Annotated in this window: 16 protein-coding genes and 1 tRNA gene; all 17 read right to left on the reverse strand. The window is 34.6% G+C overall.

Going from position 1 to position 13,382, the window contains the following annotated elements; all coding sequences use genetic code 11:
• Positions 1 to 4: 4 nt before the first annotated feature.
• The 17 genes from ACM55H_RS05205 to ACM55H_RS05285 all read right to left on the reverse strand — a co-directional run bounded on the left by ACM55H_RS05205 (position 5) and on the right by ACM55H_RS05285 (position 13,376).
• Positions 5 to 334 carry a hypothetical protein gene (locus ACM55H_RS05205; protein ID WP_416835493.1) on the reverse strand — a complete coding sequence of 110 codons (330 nt, stop codon included), beginning with the start codon at positions 332 to 334 and terminating at the stop codon, positions 5 to 7.
• Entirely contained in the window at positions 334 to 855 is a 522-nt protein-coding gene (locus ACM55H_RS05210; protein WP_416835494.1) for a hypothetical protein, read from the reverse strand. Before ACM55H_RS05210 ends, ACM55H_RS05205 begins: the two co-directional genes overlap by 1 nt.
• Before the next feature lie 4 nt (positions 856 to 859).
• On the reverse strand, positions 860 to 3,865 hold the full coding sequence (locus tag ACM55H_RS05215; protein WP_416835495.1) for a hypothetical protein: 3,006 nt from the start codon (positions 3,863 to 3,865) through the stop codon (positions 860 to 862).
• A 126-nt stretch (positions 3,866 to 3,991) separates the two neighbouring features.
• A complete protein-coding gene (locus ACM55H_RS05220; protein ID WP_416835496.1) occupies positions 3,992 to 4,219 on the reverse strand; it encodes a hypothetical protein in 228 nt (75 codons plus the stop codon).
• Positions 4,220 to 4,273: 54 nt separating this feature from the next.
• On the reverse strand, positions 4,274 to 4,552 hold the full coding sequence (locus ACM55H_RS05225) for a DUF3127 domain-containing protein (protein ID WP_416835497.1): 279 nt from the start codon (positions 4,550 to 4,552) through the stop codon (positions 4,274 to 4,276).
• Between the two features lie 20 nt (positions 4,553 to 4,572).
• Positions 4,573 to 4,902 (reverse strand): hypothetical protein, encoded by a 330-nt coding sequence (locus ACM55H_RS05230; RefSeq protein ID WP_416835498.1) that lies wholly within the window; start codon positions 4,900 to 4,902, stop codon positions 4,573 to 4,575.
• Between the two features lie 3 nt (positions 4,903 to 4,905).
• On the reverse strand, positions 4,906 to 6,315 hold the full coding sequence (locus ACM55H_RS05235; RefSeq protein ID WP_416835499.1) for a phage portal protein: 1,410 nt from the start codon (positions 6,313 to 6,315) through the stop codon (positions 4,906 to 4,908).
• Between the two features lie 12 nt (positions 6,316 to 6,327).
• Complete coding sequence (locus tag ACM55H_RS05240) at positions 6,328 to 7,812, reverse strand: terminase (RefSeq protein ID WP_416835500.1); 1,485 nt, start codon at positions 7,810 to 7,812, stop codon at positions 6,328 to 6,330.
• 3 nt (positions 7,813 to 7,815) lie between these two features.
• Complete coding sequence (locus ACM55H_RS05245; RefSeq protein WP_416835501.1) at positions 7,816 to 7,950, reverse strand: hypothetical protein; 135 nt, start codon at positions 7,948 to 7,950, stop codon at positions 7,816 to 7,818.
• Positions 7,951 to 8,181: 231 nt separating this feature from the next.
• Positions 8,182 to 8,442, reverse strand: coding sequence for a hypothetical protein (locus ACM55H_RS05250; RefSeq protein ID WP_416835502.1), 261 nt, complete (start codon positions 8,440 to 8,442; stop codon positions 8,182 to 8,184).
• A 238-nt stretch (positions 8,443 to 8,680) separates the two neighbouring features.
• On the reverse strand, positions 8,681 to 8,851 hold the full coding sequence (locus ACM55H_RS05255; protein WP_416835503.1) for a hypothetical protein: 171 nt from the start codon (positions 8,849 to 8,851) through the stop codon (positions 8,681 to 8,683).
• 227 nt (positions 8,852 to 9,078) lie between these two features.
• Positions 9,079 to 9,207: transfer RNA gene (locus ACM55H_RS05260), tRNA-OTHER, on the reverse strand.
• 112 nt (positions 9,208 to 9,319) lie between these two features.
• Entirely contained in the window at positions 9,320 to 9,781 is a 462-nt protein-coding gene (locus ACM55H_RS05265; RefSeq protein WP_416835504.1) for a hypothetical protein, read from the reverse strand.
• A gap of 5 nt (positions 9,782 to 9,786) precedes the next feature.
• Complete coding sequence (locus ACM55H_RS05270; RefSeq protein WP_416835505.1) at positions 9,787 to 10,011, reverse strand: hypothetical protein; 225 nt, start codon at positions 10,009 to 10,011, stop codon at positions 9,787 to 9,789.
• A gap of 54 nt (positions 10,012 to 10,065) precedes the next feature.
• On the reverse strand, positions 10,066 to 11,550 hold the full coding sequence (locus ACM55H_RS05275) for a hypothetical protein (RefSeq protein ID WP_416835506.1): 1,485 nt from the start codon (positions 11,548 to 11,550) through the stop codon (positions 10,066 to 10,068).
• A 142-nt stretch (positions 11,551 to 11,692) separates the two neighbouring features.
• Positions 11,693 to 13,084, reverse strand: coding sequence for a DUF4942 domain-containing protein (locus ACM55H_RS05280; RefSeq protein ID WP_416835507.1), 1,392 nt, complete (start codon positions 13,082 to 13,084; stop codon positions 11,693 to 11,695).
• 1 nt (position 13,085) lies between these two features.
• Complete coding sequence (locus ACM55H_RS05285) at positions 13,086 to 13,376, reverse strand: hypothetical protein (protein WP_416835508.1); 291 nt, start codon at positions 13,374 to 13,376, stop codon at positions 13,086 to 13,088.
• Positions 13,377 to 13,382 lie beyond the last annotated feature (6 nt).

Consider the following 13,382-nt stretch of genomic DNA (forward strand, 5'->3'; position numbering starts at 1 on the left):
TTTTTTATATTTCGTAGCTTATTGATTTTATACAGTGATCTTCCTCTATTTTATCTAATTGTTTCACAAGCCATAATCCTTTTGGTTTTAGTTTTTTAAGCAATTGATTTCTGCCTAATGCGCTTGAAATGGGTTCGCCTTCCTTGCCGAATTGATACCCGTCTGGCTCTATCAATACTTTGTTCCAAAATGCCCGAAACTCCCTATTGGCAAAAATATCAATGTTCCTTGCCGTGCTCCTGAAATAGCCTTTCTTCTTTTCTACATAGAAAAAGTTAATTACCGTTAGTGGCAGAAAAAGTATGTAGGCTATTATGAACAGCAGGAATCCCATTATAGTACTTCTTCAAATGTGAATTGATTACCGATCAACTCACCATTAATAATGAAAGTGTTCAGAAACCACATTTTGGCAAATGCTTGAGATATTTGAACTTCTTGAACTTCCAAAGTTCCTCCAATGAAATAAGTGACTGCATCTTCATAAGTTGGATAACCCCAGTCAACCATTACAAAATCTTCTGGAAATGCTCCAAGATGCTGTTGTAAATATGCAATCATTGGTACCGTTATTCTTTCTTCGGAACCTTCAATTTCTGAATTGTAATCAGGATTAGGAATACTAAAAGTTGCCGTTCTATTTGAATTTACGTCACTGTCATTCATACCCAAAAAAGCCAAATCTTTTGTATCAAGAACTATTCTTTGGCCATCACGCAGATATGACATTTCATAAGTGATTGCCAAATACTTATCAAAACGTTTATGAGTTAATTTTACATCTTCTACAACCACATTAGAAAATGAACCTTGTATAGCAAGTGGCGATATGTATTTTTGTGCGGCTAGTTTCATGTTTTTATGGTATTAAATTATTTTGAGTGACTCCTGTTTGTAATACTCCATTTGTTTTTAAAGTACCAATAACATTAATACTCATATTATTTGTTGTTGAAGATGCACGTATAAAATTTGCAGGAGTAACTTTCATGTAAACAGTATTATGACCTTTAAAAATTCCACTAGGAACTTGAAAGTCTGTAGGTGATGCATAATCAAAAGCAAGAAAATCAGAGTCTACTTCTATATATGAATCAATGAAAGTAAATTGAGTATTCCAACCTGTAAACCCAAACATTTCCTCTGTTAATCTTTTGCATTTAAAAACGCAAGTATCAAATACAATTGTAAAAGCTCTACGATATATTAAAGCTTCAGTAGATGTATATTCTGCATTACCTTTAAAGTACCATATAGCATTCCCAGAATTCATTGCAAATCTTACATTTCCTGTAACTTTGCATTTATTCTTATAATTTATATTCACTGTACAGTTTGGTTGCCACGATTGAATATAAGTAAAAGCATTAGAAGTAGTTGCTGTATAATTACCATGATTTATAAATATTGGTAAGTCACCTCCACCTGCGTATTCTACTAGCATCAAGCCATTACTACTACTAGTTACATTGCATTCATTAAAATCTAATAAAAAATATGAGCCTGATTGAATTAAAGTTCCTCCTGTAGAGCTAACAATAGTATCGATTAATATAGTACTTAAACCTACATCATGTCCCCCTTGAACAATTAAATACCCACCCTCATGAATTAATGTATTAGCTTTAAGATTAAAAGGAGTCGCCCTAACGTAGCAACCAGCATTCATTTTATAAGTATCGCAAGTAATATTTAATTTACACCCCCAATACCCTGAATGGTTTTTAACCGCCGTACTTCTAAAATCGACAATACCTTTAGGTATATTTATTTTTAAATTAGTTGCATTACTAAATATTGCAGATGCTAAAGGATTATTTACTAAACTAATTGTACAAGCAAAATCACTATTTATCTCAATTACTTTATCATTAAAAATTCCATTAACGTAGTATGTGCCTGTATCCATTAACTGAATTTTTGAGTTAGCTACTAAACCAGTTAAAGACATTACATAATCTAAAGTAGCAAAGGGTTTACTAGCATCTTGATAAGTCCCTGTTGTGTTATTTCCATTTATTAAATCTACATAATAAGTATAAGGCGTTTTTGCACCTGAAGCTGGCGCGTTACCCTCAACAGTCCATGTATCAGTATCAATTTTGGTTAAATGAAAAGTTTCTCCAGTTCCAAAAACTAGATTAGTTTGAACAAAAGTTATTCCTGAACCACCAATAGTAACAGCTCCAGTTCCTTGTACCGTGAATTCTTTTTTAGTTCCAATAGCTATTGCAATACTTGAATTAACTGGAACCGTAAGAGCCACTGGATTAGTTCCCGTGAAAACGGTTCTTTTGTAAATATTAGCAATATTCAAAGTATAAGTGATTCCTGCCGTTGTCTCAATTCCTAAAATCCAAGTTTGAAAGATACTTGTAGACCAATCATATACTGCCTTTGCGCTTGGAAACTTGATATTACTTAAATAATCCGTTACAATTGAAGTCGATTTATTAGAAGTGTTTTCTGGAACATATCCAATATTAGATTCTAAAATATCCCAATTTGTGGCTGTTTGATCAGGTGTATCAACTAAAGCTCTGAAACTATCTCCAACGTTTACTGATTGACCTCCTAGAGTTCCTGCTATGGAAACATACCACAAATCACCTTTAAGAATTGCGCCACTTGTACCACTTCCTCCAGTTGTGGGAAATGTGTTAACTGAGGCATTATAGTTACCTCTATCATCAATTAAACCCACTACTAAACCATCCGCGTAGGCTTTTGTAGCGTTAGATATTGGCTTGTCTAAATCGCTCGTGTTGTCAACATTACCCAATCCCACTTGCGATTTCGTGACGTTGTGCGGGTTGTCAGTTCTGGTTAAATGTGATAATAAACTACTTCCATTAGTCGCTATCCAAGTCCATGAGCTGTTAGCATTCGTTACAGCACTATCATAAATTGACTTTAAAGCATCGGTCAGGTCATTTTTAGTCAAGGAGTAGCCAGTTACTTTATCTACTTTTGTGGATAAATCTGTGATTATTCCAACATAATCAAATTTACCCGCATTAGTATTTGTAAATCGTAAAACAAATTCAATTACTTCATTTGGTTTTAAAACAAAATCTTGAAGATTCGGAAAGAAAAACTTGTAACTTCCAGTACCTGATGTATTGTGCTTTAAAATCACATCTGTAGTTTGTGCGTTTTTTATTATCAGTTTTTTATTTGGATATAAATACATCGAATTACCATATCCTATAGTGTTTATTTGAGTGACAGCATCATTGATCAAGATAGCTGAATTATAGGTATCACTCAACACGGTAACTACAGTAACAATTCCTGTTCCAGTAAGTGTTTTATATGTTTTTTCGATTTTAGCAATGTAATTATCACCTACTATTGGTGGCGTAGGTTCGCCAATAGCTACATCAGTCACATCCATCTCAGTTACTAAAACAGTATTTATAGGGATGTTTGGTCTAATGGTAATTCCAGCTGTTTCAGGTCCTTTTACTAAAACAATATCATTTGAAGTATTGGCAACTAAAATATCCTTTCTCGCAAGCCCCGTTGCACAATAAGGAATTGTTCTTACTATATCAGCTATGTTTCCATAATATACCTCATCTATCTTCCATTGTGCATTGGCTGGAATTGTGGCCACATTGCCAGCTAACGTAATTTCACCAATAGCTAATAATTGGTCATAAGAACCTGAAGCAACAGCATCTATTATTTTTTGAACTTCCAAACTCTCAGAAATTCCACCTCTTGAAACGTGTATTTTTGATGCTGGATCTAAATTAGATTGAACTGGTAACTCGTCAATTTTCTTAGCATTAGTAGCTATTGCATTTATAGTAGCCGTTATAGCTGCTAATCTCTCGGTTACAAATGTTTGGAAACTCATGTGATGGAATTTTATTTAACAAATGTAAAATAAAATATCTTATTTAGAATCATTCTAAATAATAAATTTTAACATAAAAAAACCACCCAAAAAAAGAGTGGTTTTAATATTGAAGTGTTTCTAATTTTATGCTTCTGTGAAGTCAAGGTAGTATTCTTTACCTTGTTCGAAGAAATTGGCTGCCTCTGTTTCATCACTAATATTTAATGAAACGCTTCCAGCTGGTGTGTATTTTGCAAATGATTTATTTTCTTCACTTCCGGAAACTACTGGAGTTAATGAAACTAATTTTTGCTTATACTCTGGACTGTCTGTAATTTGATTACACACGAATTTTGCTCTTACTTGTGGCATAATTATATATTTTTATATTTTCCCTACTCGTTAGCTTTTCGGGTTCCGCTTTATTTATTCAACTTTCCATCCTTGAAAACTCAATCCAAAACGGGTTACTTGGTTACGGTCCTGATATTCGTTACCTCGGACATTCACGCTCACTTTTACTTGCTGGCCTATTTGAAGATTGTTCAATAAATCACATTTCTCCTTGATGAATTCGATAGGCAGTTTTTGCGGATATTGAGCATCTGTTTCCACTACCAAGTTTTGTTTTTTCATTTGGTTGGCTCCAATAAGTTCTACTTCACTTTTGAAATACACTTTTCCGATTACTTCTCCTTTGTCCATTTTACTTTTTGTTTTATTTATTATTGTTCTTTTAAAAATTTATCGATTTCATTTACTATCCATCCAGTTAAATAAGCCTGTGGTTCATCATTTACTCGGTCTAGTTGCACACCGCACTTTAAAAAAATATCGTTTACCAAGTGTACTGTTTCGTGGGCAATTATCGACCAATCAACTACTTTTATGGCTACTACATATTCTCCTCTTCCAAGAGTTTCAAACACAACGGCATCATAAAGCTTATTTTTGGCTTTTGTTTTGTAAATCTTGTTCACTTCTTTAAAATCATCGGTACTTATGATCGTAAGTTTACCGAAATATATGGGTATTGGAACTGTTTTTGATTTCATAATTTAAGCTGTAGGCACTACAATATCCACTTTATTTTCCGATGCTATTTGAGCTATTTCTGCTTCGTGATCATCTACCAAATCAATTAATCCAATGGCTGTTTTTTGACTAACAAATTTACCGGCAACTGCATCTGAAAGATATGTTACCGTTTCTGCAATATCCGATGGCAAAATAGAATTGAACTGCACGTCATAATACAGCGATTTACCTTCTGTGGCCATAGTTGTATTAGTTGTTTTTGTAACACCCGAAATGATGATATTCAAACATCTTTCTATAAATGTTCTCGTTGCTGATTGTTTCAAAGATGCTTTTATGTCAGTGGCTAAAAACATTAGTTTGACTGTTTTTTCGGCAACATTACCCAGTGATTTTAGTTTTTCTAATGATAAATTTGGAACTCCAGATCCATAAGCAATTGTATCTTCGAGCTTGTCTAATTCTAGTTTATTACTTTCCGGTGCTGTTTTAGCTTCAAGAAAACTAACGCTGCCTTTGATAACTGTTTTTCCATCATCACCTCCCAATTTAATAGGAATATTGAAATGTTTACCGCTTTCCGATTTCAATGGCATATTAGACACTTCTCCTTCAGTTACCAATATTGGATGGCCGGAATAATCATTGGCATCACCTAATTTTGACAAAGCAACTTCGTGTCTATCGATTGGAGATTTCACGGTGTACCAAAGAGGCTCATCTTGACTATCATAAACAATTGGAATCCTGTCGAATCCGTGAGGAAGATTGGCGAATAAAACTGAATCTTTGAAATGAATCATATTAGTTTCGTTCCAAATTTGCACATTGTCCACTTCTTTTTCTCCTTCTTTGGCTTTATATTCCCACATAAAAAGCAACATATCGTCTGTAGCATCAAAATAAGGTGTCATTGTTCCTTTGGTATTATCTAAAACCAAAGCTTTAATTTCTTTGACTTGTGTTTTTAGTTTCAAAAATGACAACACTTTGTTTAAAAGGGAAGTTTCTCCGGCATCTACAATATAGAATTGCATTGCTACTTGTGTTTGTGAAAATTTGATGATGGTAGCATCTAAAAGTTTAGAATCGATACGGTTTATTCTCCAGATTTGTTTTACCAATTTTGATAAATCATTTTCTTCTGATGGAATTAACGTGATAGGTTTTCCAATGACAAAAGCCGCCAAAGTTTCGACAATGTTCTGAGCGTGGTTAATGTAAATTTTAACCATTTTAGAAGTTTTTCCAGCTTCAAGAGTTTTATCTAACTGAATTTTTTCGAGCTGACCATCTCGTTGGTTCCTGTCAAATTCTTTGTACTCTTTGACATAGTTTTCGATGTCAGATGCCTTCTTGGTACTTTGAGCTTTAATGGCCTCAATTGCCTTTGCTGGGTCTGATTGTAATAATGCGATTATTTCTTCCATAACAATAATTTATTAATAATTTAGTTTTCTGCTTTGTTCCTCTGTCATTTTAAATACGGTTTCGCCTTGGCTATTATGCGCCATGTGGCCATATCTTCCAGAATCCCAAAAGTGATTCCACAAATCAATTGGCTGGTTGATACAAATTCCTTGAATTTCTTTCAGCTTATAATTCTCTTTTTCTTTCTTAATTTGGGCATACAGATGGTTTTTGACGATGTGTATTTTTTTTGTCTTCATCGAGTTAAGCCAATACATAACACCTTTGGTTTTGCTTACTTTTTTAGCATTATATCTATGGTTTTTTTTTAATTCTCGAACCATTTCAACTGTTCCTTTGTTCTCGCCCGTGTATTTATCGGAACTATCACAAATAATTAAATCTCCATCTTCATCATAGTCACTGGAATTTTTCCGTACTCCAAAAGATTCTAAAACACCCGCCAATTCGGCCGCTGTTTCAATTGGTGTATAAATCAGGGGCTCTATCCAAATATTATGTTCATCTTCGGCATATCTATTTAATGCGTTTGGATCGGTCGTGAATCCAAAGTCATTGGTATAAATGTGCTGTATGTCTGGAAATTCATTTGGCTCAATCCAAGTAACGTGATTGAAGATCACGCCTTTCATTGCGCCACGCAATCCAAGACCGTACACCTTCCACATAAAGTCGTCGGCCGTTCCGTTAGTAATGTTTGTTGGATGCGGTGGCGGTTGGTTTATTTTGGTTATAGGTTCAACCTTGCCAGTTGCTTTATTGTAGCAATGTATTTCCTCATCTTTTACAATATATGATCCAGGCTTCCAAGGTTCCCAAGATTTGATTTTGTTCTTTTCTTGTACCGACAAATGCGTGAGATTGTCAAGGAATGTGGTTCTTAAGAAACCAACGTCCGGACGGGAAAGAACTTTGTCAAAAAACCAGTGTTCTGTAAACGATGGGTTGTAATCTGCCCACCAAAATTTACGGCAGCGCATTTCTACTTGATCAAACACCGAATTTTTAATAAACATCATTTCGTTGAAAAAAGCATAGTCACAACCTCCACCATGCTTTCCATCGCCAAGAAAATAGATTGTATTTTGACCTATTTTGAAACTTTTAATCTCTTCGGCATCGTGAAACTTGTTTGGAAGTCCGTAATCGTCCAATCTACGTTTGAAATCATCGTATAAAGTTGTTTTGAATTCGTTGTATGTAGCACGATAAATGTTGATGGTACATTTGGTTTCTACGTAAAGACAAAGCCAAATAATGATGTCTACACCGGACCAGGTTTTTCCAGAACGTGAAGAACCTTCTAATGCACAACCTCTTTTTCCTTTAACTAATTCATCCTTGTCATTGTATTCTTGATGAACAATCGATTCCTGCAGAAGTTTATAGTTTGGATTGGTGTCATCGTTAATTACATTTAGCTTATTTCTGGAAATGTCGATGTCTCTTTCTTTCAAAAGAGTTTCTAATTCCAATATTTCAGCATCTGTTAGCAATTGTTATTTTTTAAAATCCCTGATTTTCTTTTGCAGTTCCCTGATTTTATCATTCAATGATTCATCGTTTCTGGCATTTACCATATAGCTTTCTCGAAGTTGAATTAGTTCGTCTAGCTCGGATTGAAGTTCTTCCATTCTTGTTTTTGGTTAAATTAGAGATTGCTTCAGCGTGATTTTTTATGTTTTCAACTACTGCCAAAGATTTTTCTATAACTGAATTAAATTGTTGAGAAACTATTATAGCGTGTTGAGCAAATGATTGCATTGAAATAATTGCAGCTTGAATTACAAACCTACTCGGATTGCTTTTTCGAAGCTTTTTAGGCTTTTTGTTTTTGTGAACCTGGTAATAGTTTTGCCTTTTCATTACTCTACAACTTTTATTAATTTATAATAGATCATAAACTTGATTTTGTCCTTGATGCTTTCCCTTGCTTTACGCCCAAAGGCTCGTTTATTTTGTTGCATCAATACAAATTTATCAATTATTTTTTGTTGCTCGATTGGGTCTTTTAGGTTGTGTTTTTCGATGATTCTTTTAACCTGTTCCTTTTGGGCACGTTTCCTGATTAGGTTTTGAAACCGGATCGATAGCTTTCTTTTTATGGATTTTAGGAAGAAGTTCATTTTCACGCTCTTTTTAAAATTTGTAATGGTTTTGCAAGTCCTAATGAAATAATCTTCACGTCTCTGGCTTTGGCCGCTTCTCGGTCATCATCGAAGCAACCACATAAGTATTTTACTTTGTTATGTAGCACGGTAGAAACCCACTTAGAGTATTCCCTATCCCAGCGAACGCCAACATACTTTGATACTCTATTGTTTGAAATCCTGCTGTCTTTGATAAATTTTGTTTGTCTGGCCATTATAGTTCCGTGATTAATGATTGGACAAATACATCCTGATCTTTGAAGACAATTTTCATCCCGTCATTTTCTTGGGATTCTGCAAAATCAAGTAGTGCGTAGCCAATGAGTGTTGGGTCTACTGTTTCTACTCCTTCAACGAAAACACGGCCGTTTACAATTTCTATCATAATTTTTTGGTTTGATTAAAAAACAAAAGCAGCTCACATCTGATTTTTTATAAGGTGTATCAATGAAAATTAAAAAACATTAATACTACCTAACGCCATACGATTCAAATTGTCTACATCCCTATTTTTACCCAGTAATCGATGTATCATAGAATGATTTAACGAGCCTTTTTCAACCCGACTGGTTCCATGTTCCGCCTTATCGGTATGAACTGCTTTTTGTTTTGTGGAGAAGAACGGACTCGAACCGCTGACCTTCCTACTAGAATATCTAACCCTACTTTTGTACATTTTCAGATTACGACTATTGTTTTCGTGATGCTCTAACCTTGGATTACTCCCTGAGCTACTTCCCCATTTAAAAAAGCCTTTCATTGACTAGAAAGGCTTCATTACGACATCAAAAATAACATATTTTACTATTAAATTGCAAAATATGTTATTATAAAGTTAAAAAAAATCCAAAATTTATTTTTGTGCTTTGGCTATAAGTTCAGCTATGCGTGCTTCTCGTTCATCGGAATTAGTTATTACCAAAGGATTTTCTTTGTCACCCTGAATCATAATCTTAGTCACTGGGTATATTGCTTCAAGTTTATTTATTTCCTTTTTGTAGTTAAGCAAAACAGCCATTCCTTGAGGTGTGTTTTTAAATTTAGCATCCATAGAACGAACATCTTGCTTTAGTTCTGCAATTTTTAACGACCGCTTTTGTTCTACGGTAGCTTCTTGCTCTTCGTGCCAAATCTTGTAAGCCTTTTGAAGTAAAACTTTTGATTGCCTTCTCTTGATGTACTCGCCATCTTTATTTACAAACTGCTGCTCGATATTCTTTAAAATCAAATAATCGGGCACGCCATTGATTATCCAACCTTGAATAGTGAATACTCGCTTTTCAGTTTCTAATTTACTTGATCTAACACCCGGCATATCGTTTATTGATTTGGGTACATTCGTTTAATAACTGCAATATGTCGGCTCAGTTCTGTTATTCTATCACGAAGTTTGATAGCTTCTTTTTCTCTTAAAATACGTATTTCAGCAATTGGTTTTGGCTCATAAGCTAACAATGCTTTTTCATTTATCGTTTTTTCTTCTTCTAAGTATTCTAAAATGGAATCTCTCATTTCGATTAATATTTGGTAGTTTGTTTTTGCCATTTCTTCACTTAGTTTTGTTACAATGGCATAAATGTAAGCAAAACTTTAAACTATTTATAAAGCGATAGTCGGTTCATTATTTAATTCCTCCATATCATCACCCAAGTTTAATTCAGGATAGTTTTCTTTTATTTTCTTTGGGTCGCCTTTGTAGAACACCAATACATTCTGGTGCATTTTGCCTACTTTTCGGCCACCGTTGAACTGGCGACGAACACGAATGGCCAGAGAACCAACCACGTTTACCAATATTATTTCGTTGTACAATTCCATTCCGGCATCTCTAAACGCTTGAATTGTATCACTCACAAAGTTGTAATAGAATCCTTTTTTATCGCGAACATCACCCACTACAAAACAGGCGAAACGATCATCTTTGAGTTGTGTAACTGCCTTTTTGATGATACTGAAATAAACCTCTTTGAAGTCGGTATAATCCATATTCGACAAGTCTTTTGGATCGTCGCTGTATTTCTCCAAATCGGCATAAGGTGGGCAGCTCATAAGAAAATCAAATCCATCGAGTGGTTTATAAGTATCAAGAATCTCATTACTATCGCCATCAAACCATTCTACATTTTCAAGGCTTAACAAAGCAGCTTGTTTTCGGTTGGCTTCTACTTGGTCCAGTCGCAAATCAATTCCGGCATAAGGATAACCGAGAACTCCGGCCACTATACCACGAACAGAACCACCAGCAAATGGGTCAAGTACAGAACCTCCGTTAGTACAGAACCACTTGTACAGAAGCTCACACAACACCGGATCAAAAATACTGGCGCCTTCATAAACGTGCATTCCTTTTTTCTTTGCATAATCGAGGATTTCATCCCACTCGGGGTCGCGTCCTAAACTTTCACGCATTTTATTTCGAAGTTCATAGATTGCTGTCGATTGGCCACTTTTTGCGATTAGCTCAACATCTTCTCGGGTTTCTTGTGAATTGAAACCAAGAGACAGCCATTTACGTTTTCGTTCCTGCCATATTCCAGAGCGTGTATCTAAAATTGAAAATGGAGGAAATATAAAACTATCTTTCAAAGATGATGGAATGATTGTCTCACTTTCTGAATCATTTTTATTCATCAATCCTTGAAAAGCGATATCATCAAAGTCTGGAATGTTTAACATCGCTTGCATATCCGGAAAGTCCAAATCAAAGTTGTTGACGAAGTCAAGCAATCCTTGTTGGGTTATTTTTGCGTAAGCCGATGAATATACCAAAACCAATTCGGCTGCTTCTTTCATATTGGCACAATCAACAAAAGTGGCTGGTAGCAATTCCGGAACTGAACTACCGGACAATGATACTTTTTCCAAATCTAAAAACCTATGTCGACCATCAAGGCAGTAGTTCACTCCCCCGTTATGCCATACCATAAATGGAGAAATGAATTGGTATTTTAATATAGATTCAACTAACTTTTCCGCTCCGTTATTGACCCATTCCTTGAAATTTTCCTGTTGGATGAATTGAAGCTCACGCCAGTTGATTGGCTCTGTTTTGATGATTCTTGAATTGATAGTTTGTGGGGTCATTATTTTTGAAATATTTTTCTTTGGTTACATTATACCACAAATGTAACAAAATATGTTATAATGTTGCAAAATATGTTATAACAATAAAGCCACTTGTAGTAAGTGACTTTATCATAAATAACTGAATATTAATTACTTGTAATCAGGATGCTTTTTTATATTGTTCGTGAAGAGTAAATCCTTTCAATTCTCCGTAGGCTTTGTTTAGCAAGTACCAATCGTTTTCATCCTTGAATTTAACGTGCATTGTGCCTTTTTTAAAGAATTTTATATGAAAGAAAACCCATTCATACCAAGTATTTGGTTCTAAATCAAATGTCTTTTCCATTTTTTTAGGGTCAAAATTGAATCGGTAAAGCGAACCAACATCATTATAGTTTGTTCCCGTGATGTTGCATAAGACTTTTACCAAATCATCAATCTTACGACTACTATAAGAATCGTATTTTACTTGAAATCCCCAACCAGTATCAATAATTCCCTCGCAAATGAATTTCTTGTTAAGCATATATCCGGAGTTTGTTTTCCATCCTTCTACTCCAAATCTGTTTTCGTGGGTATGCCGTGTAAAATTGTCAATTGCTTCTTCGAGCGCTCTATTGAATGTTTCTTGACGTGTTCCGACGATGATTTGCAACATTCTATAAATGTTTTTCATCGTGAAAGGAACTTTCTCTTGGTTTTCAACAAATTTATTGATGTCTTTCATTACTCCAGAAGTAACATATTTTTCCATATTCATTTTATGAAAGATATGGTTCCAGGAACGCTTTTGGATTATTTTTGAAAACTGCTCTTTGGTAGTTACATCTTTCTCGTGGCCAATGGCTAAATTGATGCTTGACATTCCGATTTGTCCAATCATCATGTTGACTGAATCAATTTCGGTTTTCATTTTATCAAAAATTTTCATTGTGCCAACGTATCGGTTCACCAACGCCCTGACTTCATTGTATTGCATCATTCCTTCGCCTTGCTCTTCTTCTTCATCCTCATCCATAAAAAAGCCTTCAAACTCAAATTCTTTTGAAACTAACGGTTTGAATAACCTCAACAATCCTATGTCTATTCCGGTGGTTCTTTCGGCTGTGGAAAAACAATCTCCTAAATTTTCAGCCGTTCCGTAAGTATTAATCAGTTTTGATAACTGGCCATATCTCAAATCCTTTGCAATTGTTTCATAATTACAAAGCGCCACTATCTCACAACCTTCCGGAGCAATTGCCCAAGCATGGAGAATATGTCTATCAGCATTGCTAAAAGGTGGATTCATATAAATTGCATGAATATGACTGACTTGTTCGGGTTTACAGTCAAAAAAATCATCCCCTAATAAATTGGCTTTTTGCTTTACTATTTGCTGAAGATCTTTATTGATTTCAAAAGCCAAAACTTCTTTTGCTCCGTTTAGGTAGCAATAATCCACAATGTCGCCTTTTCCAGCGTGTGGTTCTAATATAACTTTGCCTGTGCAATCAAGTTGCATAAGTTCGATAGCTGATAATGGAGTTGGGAAAAATTCAGAGTGAAACATATTAAATTTTAAATTTAGTTGGTAATTCAGAAACTTGTTTTTTTAAATCAATCAGTCTTTGAAACTTTCTTTGTTCAATTTCAGATAGTGAATTGTATTTAGCCTTAACAATATTTTCTATTTTTGTATTATCTATGCAATACATAGCTCCTTTTTCTTGAGCAAAACTCATTTCTTCAAAATTTATAGTATTGTATAAATCCAAACTCAAAAATATTTGTTCGTAGTTTCTGCCAATCTCAAAAGCTAATTCTAATAAAGCGCTTTGAAATAATTTTTCGTTTTCTGTCATTGGTTA

This window comes from Flavobacterium cryoconiti (assembly GCF_048158645.1).
GTDB lineage: Bacteria > Bacteroidota > Bacteroidia > Flavobacteriales > Flavobacteriaceae > Flavobacterium > Flavobacterium cryoconiti.